We start from the raw sequence: 16302 nt of genomic DNA on the forward strand, positions 1-16302 counted from the left end.
AGCGGAATCCGCAGGACATGGCCCATCCCGGTCAATGAATCGCCACCGGCACCCCGGCCTTCACCTTCGCGGCCAGGCGCACCACATCCCAGTTCGCCAGCCGCACGCAGCCATGACTGGCGGAACGCCCGATGGCATCCGGTGAGTTCGTGCCGTGCAGGCCGATGCCCTTTTTGTTCAGCGCGATCCACACCACCCCCACCGGATTGTTCGGACCTGGCTTAAGCATGTGAAACTGGTCACTGCGCTCACCCTTGCTCAGCATCTTCTTGTCATAACGGAAGTTAGGCATCTTCGCCACACCGCGCACCTTCCAGTCACCCACCGGTGACTCCGTCTGTTCCGAACCAATCGTCACCGGATACGCCGCGATCAGCTTCCCGTCTTCCAGCACGCTCAGCATATTGCTCTTCGTATCCACCTTCACCGCCGTCTTCGTCGTCACCGGCTCATCCTTGCCCTTGCCCTCGTCCTCGATGTCATTCGCCCCCAGCTCACTGCCTGGCTTCAGATCCTTCACCGCGCCGAGGTCAAAGGGCTCCACATTCACCACGCGGAGCTTGTCACCTACCTTGATGTCCTTGGTCTTGCCTGGGTTTAGCTCGCCGAGAAAATCCACATCCATGTGAAACTTCTCCGCGATGAGCTCCGCTGCCGTTTCATAGGACAGCGCCTTCAGCTTCGCCTGCGCAGGCACGCTTTCAGGCACCGCCCCCAGTCCCTTTAAGTCAGCCTCCACCACGGTGTAGTCGGTGAAAAGCGGCTCCACACTCGCCAGATCCAGCCCGCTCACATCCGGCGCACCGTCTGGCTTCTCGGGCTGCTTCATCTCCTCCCCATGTGACTGGCGGAAAAGCTGCAGCGCCTTCACCGTGAACTCCCCGTAGCGCCCATCGATCTTCCCCGGAGCGAACTCCGCACGATCCAGGAACACCTGCAGTCGCGTCGCGGCCTCTATACCTGCCTGCGTGCGTGGAGTCACCTCCTTGCTCTTCGTTTCTTCGGCCCAGGCTGCACAGGAGACAAAGATGGCCAGCAAGGTCGCCATCGAGAAGGTTGGAAGTCGGCGCGTGATCATGACCGTAGTGTGCGCAGAAGCCACCTCCCGCGACATGGGGTCTATCCCGACTCGTGACTGCCGGACACCCATGTCAGCGCTGAACAAAAACATGGATGGTGATTTTTCGGCAGGTTGCCGGCGTTTGGGAGGCACGATGCATCTGCCTGAGCGCTCTTTGAAACTCATGAAACAATGCCTGTCCGCCATCGCCTTCCTCTGGACCTGCGTGACGGGTCACTCGTCATTCGCGGCAGCGCCACCGCCTCCCAATGTGGTCTTCATCGTCATTGATAATGTGGACTTTGGCTACATGGGCAAATGTTACGGCGGCACCAGTCTCACACCGCATATGGATCGTATCGCCGAGCGTGGCGTGAAGTTCACGCGGGCCTATGCCGTCACGCCGCTGTGCGTGCCCAGCCGCTACACCTGTCTGAGCGGCCGCTACGCCTCACGCGCTCGCCCGGCCGGTGCTGATGCCGCCGCAGCCGAGGAGGACGAGGCCGGTGGCCACGCCGTGCTGGAGACAGATTTGCCGAACCTGCCCAATGTGATGCACCAGGCCGGCTACCGCACGGGCTTCGTCGGCAAATATCATCTCGAGGCAGAGAAATATGGCCGCTTCCCCGGTAAAGACGGCGATGTCTTCGGGGCGGAGGCGGATGGCTGGCTCAAGCAGCGCAGCGCCTGGCTGACCGGGCGCATCAAGGAGCGTGGGTTCGACTACGTCGCCGCTCCGCTGGACTTCCGCTCATCACAGTTCAAGGGCGTGGAACTTCACGGCACCAACTACGATCACAACATGGAAGCCGAGGTGAAAGGCGCGCTGGACTTCATCGACCAAAGCCAGAAGGAACCCTTCTTCCTCTATCTCTCCACGCATCTCCTGCATCTGCCGATCAAACCTCAGCTTTTGCTGGAAGACTACGCAAAATACGGCCGCGTGACCGAGGGCGGTCTGCTGCCCGAAGCACCGAAGGTGCCCATGCCCTCACGCAAAGTGATCTATGACACCGCGAAAGCCGCCGGCGCAGAGACCGCACAGCAGTTTGGCATGCACTGGCTCGACTGCGGCATTGGTGCCGTGGTGAATCGACTCGAAGAACTCAAGCTGCTCGATAACACGCTGCTCGTGGTCTTCTCTGACAACAACCAGCGCGGCAAGGAAACGCTCTATGAAGGCGGCGCACGTGTGCCCTTGCTGATGATGTGGCCGCAGCATTTCAAGCCAGGTTCCGTCTGCGACCGCATTGTCGCAAACACGGACTTCGCTCCCACGATCTTCGACGCCTGCGGCATCACGCCACCCACGGGCATGATCCTCGATGGCCGCACCATCCTGCCCGTGCTCGCTGACGCGGACGCACCGTGGCGGGATGGCCTGATGCTGGAAAACGGCCACACGCGCGCGGTCGTTACTGACAAATGGAAATACGTCGCCCTCCGCTATCCGCCTGATGTGCAGGCCAGGATTGATGAAGTGGAGCGCACCGGAGTCTTCCCGCACATGACACCAAAGGCGGAGCAGTTCTTCGAGAAGTTCAAAAAAACGCTCACGCCTGAACAGTGGAAGTTCGCCCGGAACTCATGGCGCTGGCACACGCAGGGAAACAACTACATGAAGTCCATCGACGACTTTCCCTTTCAGTTCGACGCGGACCAGTTGTTCGAGATCGGCGGCGGCCCGGCTCCTCAGGACACCAAAAATGTGGCGGCTGATCCCGCGAATGCGGCGCTGCTCGCTGACATGAAGGCAAAGCTCAAAGAGGTGCTTGCCCCGCTCAAGCAGCCCTTTGGCGAGTTCGGCGCAGCCTATCCATCGACCGCGCCGAAGCCTCTGTCGCGCAAAGAGCTGCGAAAGATGGCGAAGTAGACCTTTTTCATCCGTCAGAATTCGGTCGCTTCGGCATCCGCTTGCTCCATCAAGCCCCGGAGGATTAACCAACTTTACGGCACGGGCTCGCCCGAATCATAGATCCAGCGGATCAATTGGTTATCCCGGATGTGCGCATGACTCGGCACATCCATCAGGCCAAAGATCGTGCTTGTGGAGTAGGTCACATCCACCACCCACGTTGGCTTGCCATCGATCGTGTCCTGCCTTGGCAGGCTCCAGTGCGTGACTTTCTTGGGATCCACATCGGTCACTCGTCCGGTGGAGATCACCGCCAGCAGCAGATTGTAGCTGCCATCGGAGTTCTGCTTCGGCTTGCCTGCCGCGTCAAAGCCCACGCCTTGGCCGTTGGACATCGTGCTGTTGTCCTTCCCGGGCTCGGTGATGCGGGTCTTCGCATTCACCCAGGCCTGCCGCAGTTGCTCGATGCGCTCCACCTTCCACTTCGCGTAGGCCTTCTGGATCTGTTCCGGAAAATCCGTGTCCATCACCGGGATCGTGCCGCGTGCTGGCGAGGTCACCGTGGGAGCGATGACCAGGGTGCCATTTTCCGCGGCCATGGCCTGGGCCGTGGCGCCCGCGCGCAGGGTGGATCCACCCACGCTCATCTTCACCACCACATCCTTCTTCAGCACCACCGGGCGCGGGAAGGCCTGCTTCGGGATCATCGTCCAGTTCTTCGTCACCGCCTCTGCTGTCGGGATCGTCGGCACCACAAACTCATTCGTCGGGATCTTCGGGATCGTAGGCTGCCAGTCATCGGCCTTTTTCTCATCACTCTTCGGCGCATCCGTCTTGGCCACGGAAGCATCCGCAGGGGCCGTGGGAGTCGTTCCCGGGGCCGGGCCGTCGTCCTCGATCGTGTGCGTCGGCAGCGCAGACGGACCGGTGGCAGGGCGGGGGCCTTTCTCAAAAACCACCCGGTCCCAGGGGCGGGCCAGGAAGTAATCGTAACCGAGGAAAGCGGCACCCAGGATCAGGAGGGTCACAAAGAGTGATTTCATAGGGGGAGATAGACCTAAGGAGAGGGTCACTTATTCTGTAACGGATCTTTCCCGCATTGTTTGGAAAAAAGATCCCTTCCTGTGTTTGGGGCGTTGAATACAGGATTCGGGGGCCGGGTTTTATTGGACGAGGCTCCCGATTGATGGGTAAAGTCCTCCCAGCTATTTCACGTTATGAATCCTTTCCACATCGACCTCCGCCACCTCCCAGGAGATGGCAAGCAGCTTCAGGGCACGGAGCTAGCCTCCTTCTTTGCGCTTCCGGAGACGGACACCGCCCGCGCCGAATCCCCGCTCACCTATGACCTCCAGGTCATCCGTGATGACGAGAACCTCGTCATCACCGGCTCCGTGGAGGCCGAATTCAGCCTTGAGTGCGGTCGCTGTCTCGAGCGCTACCGCCAGCGCGTCGACATCCCTGACTACGTGACCGAGGTGCCAATTGAAAAGGAAGGCATCATCGACTTGACAGACGCTATAAGGGAAGACATTCTGCTCACCCTTCCAAACTTCCCGCGCTGTGAAGATGGTAACGTTGATCCGCGCGACTGTCCTGCCGAAGGTCGTTTCGATGCCACTGAATCTCCCTTGGCGCCTGAGACGCCTGGCACGGGCAAAGGAGTTTGGTCCGCCCTCGATAATCTGAAAAACTAGCGCCCCCCTTCCCAGAACATGGCCAATCCGAAACGCCGTCAATCCAAGTGCCGTCAACGTCTCCGTCAGGGAGCCAACCGCTGGCGCGCCCCTTCCTTGAAGACCTGTCCTGAGTGCGGCACGTCCGTTCCAGGTCACGTGGCCTGCCCATCCTGCGGCTACTACAAAGGCCGTCAGGTGCTGACCATCGCCGCTCAGGAGTAGTCCTCAGCCCTTTCTTTTTTCAAGCCAGCCCCGCCCTGCGCGTCAGGACGGGGCTTGTTTGTTGATTGATATCGTCTCATGCTGCTGCTGCCAGAGAACCGCCCAGCCCTCGTCCTCGCCCCCATGCAGGACGTCACGGACCTGCCGTTCATGCGGCTCATGGCCCGCTATGGCGGCCCTGACCTCTACGTGACGGAGTACTTCCGCATCACGCCAGACTCCACCCTGGACCCCTCCATCCTGCGTTCCATCACGGAGAACGAGACAGGCCGCCCGGTGATCGCCCAGATGATCGGGCAGGATGTGCCCGCCTTGGTCCGCAACGCCAAGCTGCTGGAAAAATACCCCGTTGCAGGCATCGACCTCAATCTCGGCTGCCCGGCCCCCGTTGTGTGCCGCAAGGATGCCGGCGGCGGTCTCCTCCGCCAGCCGGACCGTGTCGATGAAATCCTCCGCGCCCTCCGCGGTGCCATTCAGGGCCGTTTCACCGTCAAATGCCGTGTCGGTTTCACGGACAAAACGGAGTTCCCCCGCCTTCTGGAGGTCTTCCTGAAGCATGACATCCAGATGCTCACCATCCACGGCCGCACCGTGAAGGATGCCTACAAGACCCCGGTGCATCCCGAATGCGTGGCCACGGCCGTGCACGCCATGCCTTGCCCCGTTATTGCGAATGGCAATGTCGTCGACGTGCCCACCGGCCTCTCCTACCTGCGCCAGACCCAGGCCGCCGGCCTCATGATCGGCCGCGGCGCCATCCGCCATCCCTGGATCTTCTCCCAGATGCGCGCCCATTGGGAAGGCACCCAGGCGCCCTGGCCCTCACGCCGCGACCTCCTGGAGTACATCCATCTGCTCTACGAGCACACCGCCGTCTTCCATCCGCATCCGGACCGCACCAAACATGTGCAGAAGATGAAGCGCTACATGGTCTACATCACCACCGGCATTGATGATGGCCAGTTCGAGTTCCGCATCCGCCGCGTCAGCACTGAGGCAGACTTCTTCACCATCTGCCGCGACCATCTGGATAACGACCAGCCCCTCCCCGTTCGTCCCCCCGAGAGTTCCGCCGTCTTTTGCGGCTTCGCTGAACTGAGGTAGAGTACGTTGTTCACGCTTCAGCGTGGGATGGGAGATCCACTCCACCTCCGGATGAAACGAACCTCCCGCTCAGGAATCACGAATTAATGACAAAGTCTTAAGTGCCTAGTCCGCGTGTTCGTTAAATATTTAGTCACACAAGAGGGTTCGCGAACCCGCTTGTCCATCCACCCGCTGACCTTCCATGACACCTGGACCTAACAAAGTATTGAAAACCACACGCAGTGGTTCGCTCGTGAAGATCGAGTCGCTGAATTCAGGCAGCACTGCCGGTGCCCGTTTCTGGACGGATGGCAAGCGTGTGGCCCCGCTCATGCCGGACGATAGCTGGCTGCGCCGGCACCCTCAGAGCGGTGAGCTGTTTTGGACAGACGAGTGCGAGGAAGTCGCCACCGAGGTGCCCTGGGGAGACTCGAACGAATTCCCGGGCGTGCCCTTCGCCAATGAACCTTCTCTGCAGGATCTTCAGCAGTTGCTCGCCAGCGGTGAGGCATCCACCGAAGAAAAGGAACGTTACGTCCGCATGCGCCTCTGGTGGGCCACGAACGATCCCGTCCGCCATGGCGAAGCCGACATCCTGAAGGACCGTGAGAATCTTCAAAAGCTTCTCCGCCTGCTGGATGAATCAAACGCCAACCAGCGCCTCACCGCCGCCGAGATCTGCCGGGAACTCGGAGATTTCGACCACGCCGCCCAGTTGCTGGAGTTTGCCTTCCCCAGACCCTATCAACCCGCCGCCCAGCTCATCAAAACACTCGCCCAGCAGAAGGACGCCGAAGTCCACGAGCTGAAGTGAGCCGGGAGGAGAGCTGATCTAAAGCTCGGGCCTCCTTGCCCTTGAGGACGGCTCATTTTGGGTACATGATGCGCCTATGACGATTGCGCCTCTGCACTCTGCCGTGTCCTTCCCGAAAGGGGCCGGACCGCTGGTGGCACCCAGGCCTGCCCAGCCGAAGACTCAGGTTCAGATTCAGCCTGAGCTCGAACCGCCGTATCACGTCATCCTGCATGATGACGATCTGCACACCTATGCCTATGTGGTGGAGATGCTCACCGCCATTTTTGGCTATGGAATCAAGGTGTCTTACAAGATGGCCTGTGAGGTGGATGAAAGCGGCCGCGTCATCGTCGCCACCTGTCACAAGGAGCTCGCCGAGCTCCGGGTTGATCAGATCGAGAACTACGGCGCCGATCCCCGCATGAAGGAAAGCAACCGCTCCATGCACGCCACCATGGAACCCTCGGAGTGAGCCGTCAATGCCGTCACAAAGAGCACGGCATCGCCACAAATAGATCATCCCCATGATCAGATCGTCATTGGACTAACAAACGATGCAGCATCGCCTCATCCGTCTCGCGAGCCGGAGGCTCGCCAGCAGGTAGCCAGGGGTGGAGCGAAACCGCGAAGCGGTGCAGCGGAACCCCTGGATTTCGACGAACCGCATTCGCTGCTAGGTTCGCGCCCTGGAAGGGCGCGAGAAGCGTTGCAAACACGCCAAATCTCCGAACTCCCACATCCCCACAAAAAAGGGGACTGACTCACGTCAGCCCCCTTTCGCATAACAAAAAATAAATCAGCGCACTCTTACTTCCCGTGCGCTTCCTTGTGGTGCTCAGCCAGGATGTCACGGCCAAAGTCGCCTTCAAAGCTGCGGAACACGCTGTGCGGATGGTTCGCCTCGCCCTGCACGTTGTCATACTCGATCAGGAAGCTTGCGCCCTGCACACGGTAGTAGTGCGGCTCGCCGCGCTCCTTGCCACCAGCCCAGGCAAAGAACACCGGGCTCTTGTCGATCTCCGCCCAAAGCTCAGCGGCGATCTCTGGACGCACGCGGTCCGTATACTCAGTGATGATCTCCTTCAGCTTCGCCTTCTGCTCAGCGGTCATGTCCGCATTGGACACCCCTTCAGGCTTCAGCGGATTCACGCGCTTCTCAGCGGCGGTGATCATCTCCTTCGGAGCCACAGCATCAAAGAGCGCCTTCTTCCACTGCTCATCATTCAGGCTCTTCACCAGCTCACGACCCAGATCCTCTTCCTTGCCCAGCACACGCAGGCCCATCAGATTACCCTGACGCACCTCACCCGGATTTGTGCCAAAGAAGGTCGGCGAGGCACGCAGAAGCTGGCCGTCCTGGATCGTGAAGTTCAGGGACAGGTGATGCCCCTCAATGCGCCAGCCCCAGGTGCCCTTCATCTCAGGCGTGCCAAAGATGCTCACGAAATACTGCTCAGGATCACGCTTCGCACGCACCGCGGCCTTGCCTGCTTCATCCGGAGCCTTCGCGCCTTCCATCTGCCACAGCACTTCTTCCAGGGACATGATGGTCACCGCCTTCGCTGCGCCTCGGAAACCCAGGCCGGTGTTCAGCAGCGCATGCGCCAGCAGCTCCTGCTGAGGCGTCATTTCCTTCAGCGGCAGGCCCTTGCGCTCACGCGGGATGAAATGCCAGTTGATGCGCTCTTCATCGTCAAACTTGAAGGTTGCCTTGGCTTTCTGCTCGGGGGTGAGCACGGACAGGAGGAGGTTCGCCACCTCGGCCATCTGCTTGCCAGCCTCATGGGCGCGGACTTGGAGGGCGGAGAGGGCTAGGACGCTGGTGCACAGCAGGGCAGGGAGGACAGATCGGATCATGGGGAGGCAGTCAACGTGGCGCGCCCGGATACCCTTGCAGCGGTGAAGTTGGAAATTCTTCCCGAAGCCTCATGCTGGCCAGATGCTATCACCTCATCTGCCACCTTAGTAGGATGGCAGGACGTATTCGCTAAGTCGATCTTGGAGCTTGTCCCGCAGGATGCCCTTCTGCTAGCTTCATACCACTTTGAGAAAACCTATGCTCCGAAAATCCTATCTGCTCCTGATGCTTGCCAGCGCGTTGACGCTGGCCGGATGCGCGCAACCTGGCCCCACCGCAGACAATCCTTACGCAGGCTATAAACACACCCAGCCGGAGCATGGTTATTGGAGGGAGGTGGGTGGTTCAGGGCGTCAGATTCAGGAACTGCACCTGCACAAAGGTGGGTTCTCCGTGACTTTCAAACCCTGGGGCACCTACAAGGACTACTTTGGGAACTACTCGCTGAAGGACGGCGCTCTCGTGCTGCGTGTCGAAGGTGGAAATGAGATGCCCAAGTTCAAAAGGCCCATCGGCACCCTCCAATTGCAGGGCGACAAGTACCTGACGATCTCGAACATTCGCCTCGATTACAAACGGCCCGATCAAGCGAGATTCAAATTTGTCCGAGTCAGCCCATCCGGCCGCTGAGCATGGCGGCTTCACGATGAGTCGAGGTAAACTACTTCTCTGTTTTGCGGCGATGGGTTGGGTCGTTTCGTGCGCCCCCGTGCCACCTAAAACAGACCGCGAGATTGCAGCCGAGAGCATCACCGAGGACTTTGTCGTGAAGTATGTGCGGCCTTTTGCAGATCCCGTGGCAAAAGCAGCGCATACCCCGGATAACTTGCCGGAGGCACTTCTATTGGCCAATAAGATCACCCTGGTTGAGGTGATTCCAATGAGCGCTCGCTACGTTCCCGAAGATCCAAAAGTTGTCTATACTGGCAGGATCGATCGACCACCGAATTCGGGCATGATCACTGGCGTGCCGAATGCTCAGAAGATCGGACTCTTCTTCCCGGCGAAACTTGATCAGCCTGAGGTGGAGGTGCGAATGAATTACTCGTGTGATGTTTGTGGTTTCATTGCCGTTCACCTGATCGTGCCAAACCCACTTTTGGTGAACCCCCAAACGCAAAACTGATCTGAGTTTTAGCGTGGACGTTTCTACTCCGGACTGAACTGGCCACGTCGGAACGCTCTTCCCCCATAGATCTTCGGAAATTCCTTCCCCCACATCTTTTCTGTCACATAAGATGCCGGGCGGGAACAATTTCCGTGATGCAGACGAATCCCACCTCTTCTCCCGAAGCCGATGACGCGGTGCTGCTCCGCGCCTATGCCGAGCATCGGGATCTCCGCGCCTTCGAGCAGCTCGTCGGCCGTCACGCCACCATGGTGCGCGCCGTGGCGGGTCGCGTGGCAGGGCAGGGGGCGGAGGACGTGGCGCAGATCGTCTTTGCCGAGCTCGCCCGCCGTGCCGCTGCTCTCACTGGCGTGACCTCTCTCGGTGCCTGGCTGCATCGCGTGGCCGCCACTCAGGCCAAACGCTTCATCCGTCAGCAATGGCGCACTGACAGCAAACACGAAGCCTATGCCGCTGAGATGACCACGACTTCCTTCACCTCATCCTCCGCGGAGGATCCGCTGCACGAGGCTCTTCCCGTGCTTGATGCCGCTCTGAATGATCTTCAGGAAACCGACCGCGAGCTCATCTTCCTGCGCTTCTACGAAGGCGCCAGCTTCAAGCATCTCGCCGAACGTCTCGGCCGCAGTGATGCAGCCCTCCGCCAGCAGGCAGGCCGCGCCATCGACCGCCTTAGCACTGCCTTGAAACGTCGCGGAATCATCGTCCCGGCCACTGCCCTCACTGCAGGTCTTGGCGCAACCTTGGTCCCTACTTCCTCCTCCGCCACCGCAGGTATCGCTGCCCTCGCCGTCGCCGCACGCATGCTGGCAAGCACACTCCCCAAAGCCACCACGGCCGGGACCACCCTCGCCACGCTCTCCAGCACGACGAAAGCCGTCCTCTCCGCCGCGGCAGCTCTCGCTCTCGTCGTGATTCCCGTGATTCATCAGGAACTCACCGCTCCGATCCCATCGACTTCCAGCAGCGTCGCTCGGCCCAAACCTCAAAACGCTGCGGATCATTCAGGCTCGGCTGTCATGCCTGCGACCTTCGGCTCGGCTGCCACCTCGGGAGAGACGGTGAGTGAAGAGTTTCAGGATAAATTCCTCCGTCTCATCCTCACCACGACCGTCTCGCAGCAGGCCTTGAAAACCGCCGGAGCACTCGGCTGGACCGATGCCCAGCGTATCGCCTACACCGAGTTCATGAAGCGCGAGATCGTCATGCCGACCTTCGATGACAAGGGCAATGCAACGACTCATCCTGGCGTGAAGACGCCTCAGGAGTCCTGCGTGAAGTATGTCCGGGCAAACTTTCCCGAAGACCAGGCCAAGGCCTTTGAAACCTGGATGGCCGGGCAGGAGATCGCCTTTGCGGAAAGCGCTGCCGCCCGCACTCTCGCGCACTTCACCGAGGCCATCGACATGACGGAGGATCAGAAGGAAGCCCTCTTCCAAACCTTTGCGAGCACCGCCCTTAAGCAGGTCCGCGAAGGCTTTCAGCACCAGGCGAATTTTAATGTTGCCCTCCAGCGTGCCGAGGTCGCCATGCATGAGGACCAGGACCTGCTCGCCACCGTGCTCACGGCGGATCAGCTCCGCGTTCTCCAGCTTAACCAAAAGATGGTTCATGACGTCCATGAAGAGCTCAAGCCTCTCGGTTTGAAGCTGCTTCTCGATCATCTTCAATCCATTCCGGCCCAATGAAGCCCCACCTTCCAGCCCTGCTCATCCTGCTGCTTGGTGCCGCCTTCTACCTGCATCGGCGGGACGTGCTTCATGCCTCGCCCGCACCCTCCGCGAAGCCAGCCTCTTCCCACTCTTCGGCCGCGAAGACATCAGCGAAACCTGTCCAGCCACCGCCTGGCTCAGCGCCAGTTCTCAGCGAACCTCCGCCCCAGATCGTGCAGCGCTTCGAGTCCGAGTTGAAGGCACGGCAGCCCGAACTGAAACGTGAACTCAGCCGCAATGATGCCGAGCTCGAGATTTCCAGGTGGCAGCGCGTCCTCGACTGGACTCCTGCCGAGGTCTCGGCCGTGAGGCGGCTCGCCATGCCCAAGATCATCGCCCGGGCTGAAGCACGCGTCCACGGCGGCTTGTCCCCAGAGGCCTATCAAGCAGGCGTCGCCGCTGCCAGGGCTGCGCTCGATGAAGCCATGCTCGAAGCCCTCGGCAATGATCGGTCCGAAGCATGGCGCCGTGCCTCTCAGCGAGCCCGCGAGCGCAGCATCGAGGACAGGGTGAACTCCTCCCTGCGTGTCATTGAAGACGTCATCAGCCTCGAATCCGCGCAGAAAGATCGTCTGCATGCAGCCCTCACGGCCCGCGCTTCCGCTGAACCCACCGGCCCCGCAGATGACTCTCTGGTCCTCAAAGTCAGCCACGATGCCGGCATCCTCCCTCCGTTGAGTGATGAGATCATCCTCGCCAAAGACATCCTCACCCCGGAGCAGATGATCCAGTTCGATCTCGCCCAGGAATCCCAGAGGAAAATGTCTGAGATCGTCCTGGACTCCTTCCGCCGCCTGCTCTCGCGCCTCGCCACCTCCTCGAAATCCTGAAGTCCCGCCATGAAAACCTGCCTCACCTTTTTCTTCATCGTCTTCAGCCTCACCGCCCTCGCGCAGGACTCCAAACCCACCTCCGCTGATCTCACCGGCACCTGGGTCATGCTCGGCAAACCCGGCGAAGCCCCGGACACTCCGGAGAAGGGTGCCGGCATCAAAGTCATCAGCGGCAAGCGCTGGCTCGTCACCCAGGCCGATGCCGAAACCGGCCACATCCTCGTCCGCCACGGCGGCACTTTCACCGTCAATGGTGATTCCTATGCCGAGCACGTCGAATACGCCAACTCCAGCTCCTCCGACCTCATCGGCCGCACCTTCACATTCACCTTCAAGCTCGACTCCGACCGCCTCACCCTCATCGGCCAGGGCAACCCCTGGCAGGAAGTCTGGAAGCGCGTAAAGTAGAGTAAAATGGGGCGCCGTCTGCACGGCCAACGGAGCGCGGATCTCCGAATCCGCAGCCGTCGCGAACGCAGTGTTGATGTGACCTCACTCCAGTCTCTTCATTCGCGCCCACGTCGAGGGGAGTGCGGACACTCTTGTCCGCTTCTGTTCCGCTCTCTGCCGACCTCTGTTTTGTCACGCGATTGAGCCACAGCTTTTTCTTGTCTCCGAAAGCAATATCGCGCTGAGTGGGGTTGTTCTGTTTTCCCCAACCTCACGCCATGCGTCTCATCCTGCCTTTCCTCGCCCTCGCCGCCGCCTTGTCTCCGGCAGCCGACATCAAGTTCAAGAAGATCACCCTCTCCAATGAGTTCGTGGCCGAAGGTGCCCACTTCGCCGACTTCGATCACGATGGTCACAACGACATCTGCTCCGGCCGCTTCATCTGGAAAGGCCCGGAGTTCAAAGAGCGCATCAGCTTCGCCCCGAAGTTCGAAAAGGAGCCTTATGACGCCGCGAAGACCTACAGCGACTTCTTCCTCACCTACACCTACGACTTCAATGGCGATGGCTGGCATGACATCCTGGCCTTCTCCTGGCCCGGCAAGGAAACCTGGGTCTTTGAAAACCCGCAGGGCAAAGGTGGCGACTGGACCCGCCACACCATCTTTGACATCACCGACAACGAATCCCCCACGCTGGGTGACATGAATGGCGATGGCAAACCCGAGATCATCTGCCACACCAGCAGCGGCGCCCAGCCCTCCAAAGGCGGCCGTCTCGGTTATGCCGAGATCGACTGGAAGAACCCCTTCGGCAAGGCCCGCTTCCGCCCCATCACCCCCGTCAGCGATGACAACGACAAGAAATACTTCCGCTACACTCATGGTTATGGCTTCGGCGATGTGAATGGCGATGGCCGCCCCGACATCCTCGACAAGGAAGGCTGGCGCGAGCAGCCCGCAGACACCACCCAGGACAGCGACTGGGAGTTCCACCCCGCGCTCTTCACCAAGGAAGGCATGCGCGGCGGCAGCTTCATTCTCGTCTATGATGTGAATGGCGATAAGCTCAACGACGTCATCAGCAGCTACGACGCCCACGGCTACGGCCTCGGCTGGTTCGAGCAGAAGAAAGACGGCACCTTTGAGCGTCATGACCTCATGGGCGCCACCGTGGAGGAGAGCAAAGTTGGTGTGAAGTTCAGCCAGCTCCACGCCATGCAGCTCGCTGATATCAATGGCGACGGCGTCCTGGACCTCGTCACTGGCAAGCGTCGCTGGGCCCACGGCCCGCTGAAGGATGACGAGCCCATGGCCGCTCCTGTCCTCTACTGGTTCGAGATCAAGCGCGATGGCAAAGGCGGCGCCGACTTCATCCCGCATCTCATCGACGACGCCAGCGGTGTCGGCACCGAAGTCACCCCAGGCGACGTGAACAAGGACGGCAAGATGGACGTCGTGGTGGGTAACAAAATGGGTGTTTTCGTGCTGCTACAGGAATAATTAGTCCTGCTTCTTGCAACACCCTCGAGCGGCGGAGTAGCTTGAGAGGCATTCAGCCTCCATGCCCCGCCGCTTTTTTAATCTCTACTCCCGCATCCTTCTTTGGTTGCTGGTGAATGTCCTCGTGCTTGCCGGGGCATTCTGGTTCGTGCTGCAGTGGCAGTTTCGTGAAGGCATGCAGGGCGCGCTCGGCGGCATCGTCGGTGACCGCCTCCAGACCATCGGCCGTGAGATGCACGCCGTCATCAGCACCATGAAGCGTGCGGATTGGGACCCGATGCTCAAAGGTTTCGGCGAACGCCATGGCGTGAAGGCCTTGATCGCCACAGTTCCTGCGCGCCGCATCGCTGGAGCCGAGGTGGAGATGCCAGACAACGTTCAGCGCCTGCTTGCCGACATGCACCCTGAGCTGGCTCACCGTCCGCCGCCACGCGATGGGAATGAGCCGCCAGATGGAGATCGACCACCTCCACCTCCGCCGCGCGATGACCTTGAGGCCCTTCTCTTCGGGCGTGACTTCCCCCTCGGCATCGGTCCTCCTCCAGGCCCGGATGACGGCCCGCGCTTTGACGAGCTGAATACCATCATGCCGGTGAAGCTCGGCACCTTCATGCTGCCCGTGGGCACACCGCCCGTCTACTACACCGGCATCCGCCTCCCGCTCGTTCCCGGTTGGAATCGCCGTGACGGCCCCCTCATCCTCATGATCGTCACAGATCGCATCACTGGCGGCGGTCTTTTCTTTGATGTGAAACCCTGGTTCCTTGCTCTCTTCGGAGCCATGGCCGTGTCTGCCTTGCTCTGGCTGCCCTTCGTCAGCGGCATCACCCGCAGTGTCCGGGCCAACATGCACGCCACCGAGCAGATCGCCCGTGGTCAGTTTGATGTCCGCGTGCCTGAAAACCGCAGTGATGAACTCGGCCGTCTTTCCCACGCCGTGAACCAGATGGCCGCTCAGCTCGATGGCATCGTGCGCGGCCAAAAGCGATTCCTCGGCGACATCGCCCATGAGCTCTGCAGTCCCATGGCCAGAATGGAAATGAGTCTCGGTATCCTTGAGGAGCGCCTCACCGATACCGATGCGCTTCGTCTCGCCGATGCACGTGATGAACTGCGCCAGATGTCCGCGCTGGTTCACGAGTTGCTTTCCTTCTCCAGGACCACCATCGCCTCCGCCGCGAAGCCCGCGGAGAACGTCCCGCTGCTCTCGCTCATTGATGAAGTCGCTGGCACTGAAGCCATTCCCGCACAAAAGCTCCGCGTCACTGTTTCTGCGGATCTCGTCGTGCGCTGCATCCCAGATCTCCTGCGTCGCGCCATCGGCAACATCCTCCGCAATGCCCGTCTGCACGCCCCGGAAAGCGACATCGAAGTCACCGCCTCTCGCCGTGGTGATCTCATCCGCCTGCGCATTGCCGACAACGGCCCCGGTGTCCCGCCGGAGAGCCTTCCACGCTTGTTTGAGCCCTTCTATCGTGTCGATACCAGCCGCGATCGTCAAACCGGTGGCAGCGGTTTGGGGCTCGCCATCGTAAAGACCTGTGTAGAAACTTGTGGAGGCAGCGCCAGCTTAAGTTCGAATGAACCGCACGGTTTGATCGTCGAGATGGAGCTTCCTCGTGCTTGACCAAATCACGCGCCGAGAACAAAATTCAAATCCACCCACCCAATGAAAACGAAAATCACACTCGCTGCCATCGCCGCTGCCTTCACCGTGAACGTCGCCACCGCCCAGGACGCTGTCGACTTTGAAAAGCAAATCCTCCCCATCCTGAAGGAGAACTGCTTCAAGTGCCACGAGAAGGAAAAAGAAGACAACGGCAAGATCAAGAAGCCCAAAGGCGGCCTTCGTCTCGATGGCGCTGCCTTGATCATGAAGGGTGGCAAAGAATACCCGAATGAAAACGTCGTCGCTGGCAAGCCCGACGCCTCCTGGCTCCTCAAGACCATGGCTCTTCCAGACTCTGACGACATGGCCATGCCTCCTGAAGGCAAGGGCGACCGCATCGCCGCCGACAAGCAGGCCCTCATCAAGAAGTGGATCGAGTCCGGCGCCAGCTTCGGCTCCTGGAAAGGCGAGGAATAATCCCCCTCTCACCTAACGAAATTTAATTTCAAAATCAACGGCGTGGTCCCCGGACCACGCCGTTCGTATTTGGTGCCGAAGTCGCGGAGCGTCC

17 protein-coding genes are annotated in these 16302 nt (G+C 60.2%); 14 read left to right on the forward strand and 3 right to left on the reverse strand.

Annotation, left to right across the window (positions count from 1 at the left end; all coding sequences use genetic code 11):
- Positions 1-31: 31 nt before the first annotated feature.
- Positions 32-1078, reverse strand: coding sequence for a L,D-transpeptidase family protein (locus BGE01nite_RS25170; protein WP_170267055.1), 1047 nt, complete (start codon positions 1076-1078; stop codon positions 32-34).
- A gap of 166 nt (positions 1079-1244) precedes the next feature.
- Between BGE01nite_RS25170 and BGE01nite_RS25175 the strand changes: the two genes are divergently transcribed.
- On the forward strand, positions 1245-2933 hold the full coding sequence (locus BGE01nite_RS25175) for a sulfatase family protein (protein ID WP_170267056.1): 1689 nt from the start codon (positions 1245-1247) through the stop codon (positions 2931-2933).
- 74 nt (positions 2934-3007) lie between these two features.
- Here BGE01nite_RS25175 and BGE01nite_RS25180 read toward each other — a convergent pair whose 3' ends face one another.
- Positions 3008-3958: a hypothetical protein gene (locus BGE01nite_RS25180; protein ID WP_146854970.1), complete on the reverse strand. Its 951-nt coding sequence runs from the start codon at positions 3956-3958 to the stop codon at positions 3008-3010.
- A gap of 174 nt (positions 3959-4132) precedes the next feature.
- Between BGE01nite_RS25180 and BGE01nite_RS25185 the strand changes: the two genes are divergently transcribed.
- The 5 genes from BGE01nite_RS25185 (at position 4133) to BGE01nite_RS25205 (ending at position 7170) form a co-directional block, all read left to right on the forward strand.
- A complete protein-coding gene (locus BGE01nite_RS25185) occupies positions 4133-4612 on the forward strand; it encodes a YceD family protein (RefSeq protein WP_146854972.1) in 480 nt (159 codons plus the stop codon).
- An 18-nt stretch (positions 4613-4630) separates the two neighbouring features.
- Positions 4631-4816 carry a 50S ribosomal protein L32 gene (rpmF, locus tag BGE01nite_RS25190; RefSeq protein ID WP_146854974.1) on the forward strand — a complete coding sequence of 62 codons (186 nt, stop codon included), beginning with the start codon at positions 4631-4633 and terminating at the stop codon, positions 4814-4816.
- A gap of 78 nt (positions 4817-4894) precedes the next feature.
- Positions 4895-5920 carry a tRNA dihydrouridine synthase gene (locus BGE01nite_RS25195; RefSeq protein ID WP_218033099.1) on the forward strand — a complete coding sequence of 342 codons (1026 nt, stop codon included), beginning with the start codon at positions 4895-4897 and terminating at the stop codon, positions 5918-5920.
- A gap of 184 nt (positions 5921-6104) precedes the next feature.
- Positions 6105-6716, forward strand: coding sequence for a hypothetical protein (locus BGE01nite_RS25200; RefSeq protein ID WP_146854976.1), 612 nt, complete (start codon positions 6105-6107; stop codon positions 6714-6716).
- Positions 6717-6792: 76 nt separating this feature from the next.
- Entirely contained in the window at positions 6793-7170 is a 378-nt protein-coding gene (locus BGE01nite_RS25205) for an ATP-dependent Clp protease adaptor ClpS (protein WP_146854978.1), read from the forward strand.
- Between the two features lie 335 nt (positions 7171-7505).
- Here BGE01nite_RS25205 and BGE01nite_RS25210 read toward each other — a convergent pair whose 3' ends face one another.
- Entirely contained in the window at positions 7506-8555 is a 1050-nt protein-coding gene (locus BGE01nite_RS25210; RefSeq protein ID WP_146854979.1) for a DUF3500 domain-containing protein, read from the reverse strand.
- A gap of 199 nt (positions 8556-8754) precedes the next feature.
- Here BGE01nite_RS25210 and BGE01nite_RS25215 point away from each other — a divergent pair, with 199 nt between their 5' ends.
- The 8 genes from BGE01nite_RS25215 (at position 8755) to BGE01nite_RS25250 (ending at position 16208) form a co-directional block, all read left to right on the forward strand.
- The gene (locus BGE01nite_RS25215; protein ID WP_146854981.1) at positions 8755-9186 is read left to right on the forward strand and encodes a hypothetical protein; all 432 of its coding nucleotides are present in this window, start codon (positions 8755-8757) and stop codon (positions 9184-9186) included.
- The gene (locus tag BGE01nite_RS25220) at positions 9158-9682 is read left to right on the forward strand and encodes a hypothetical protein (RefSeq protein ID WP_146854983.1); all 525 of its coding nucleotides are present in this window, start codon (positions 9158-9160) and stop codon (positions 9680-9682) included. The genes BGE01nite_RS25215 and BGE01nite_RS25220 overlap by 29 nt, the downstream gene beginning before the upstream one ends.
- Positions 9683-9819: 137 nt before the next feature.
- On the forward strand, positions 9820-11373 hold the full coding sequence (locus BGE01nite_RS25225) for an RNA polymerase sigma factor (RefSeq protein WP_146854985.1): 1554 nt from the start codon (positions 9820-9822) through the stop codon (positions 11371-11373).
- Complete coding sequence (locus BGE01nite_RS25230; protein WP_146854986.1) at positions 11370-12227, forward strand: hypothetical protein; 858 nt, start codon at positions 11370-11372, stop codon at positions 12225-12227. Before BGE01nite_RS25225 ends, BGE01nite_RS25230 begins: the two co-directional genes overlap by 4 nt.
- 9 nt (positions 12228-12236) lie before the next feature.
- On the forward strand, positions 12237-12638 hold the full coding sequence (locus tag BGE01nite_RS25235; RefSeq protein ID WP_146854988.1) for a hypothetical protein: 402 nt from the start codon (positions 12237-12239) through the stop codon (positions 12636-12638).
- A 260-nt stretch (positions 12639-12898) separates the two neighbouring features.
- The gene (locus BGE01nite_RS25240; protein ID WP_146854990.1) at positions 12899-14122 is read left to right on the forward strand and encodes an FG-GAP repeat domain-containing protein; all 1224 of its coding nucleotides are present in this window, start codon (positions 12899-12901) and stop codon (positions 14120-14122) included.
- A 61-nt stretch (positions 14123-14183) separates the two neighbouring features.
- A complete protein-coding gene (locus BGE01nite_RS25245; protein ID WP_146854992.1) occupies positions 14184-15749 on the forward strand; it encodes a sensor histidine kinase in 1566 nt (521 codons plus the stop codon).
- Positions 15750-15791: 42 nt separating this feature from the next.
- The gene (locus BGE01nite_RS25250) at positions 15792-16208 is read left to right on the forward strand and encodes a c-type cytochrome domain-containing protein (protein WP_146854994.1); all 417 of its coding nucleotides are present in this window, start codon (positions 15792-15794) and stop codon (positions 16206-16208) included.
- The last annotated feature ends 94 nt before the right edge of the window (positions 16209-16302 follow it).

The organism is Prosthecobacter gellanilyticus, assembly GCF_007992435.1.
GTDB classification, from domain to species: domain Bacteria; phylum Verrucomicrobiota; class Verrucomicrobiia; order Verrucomicrobiales; family Verrucomicrobiaceae; genus Prosthecobacter; species Prosthecobacter gellanilyticus.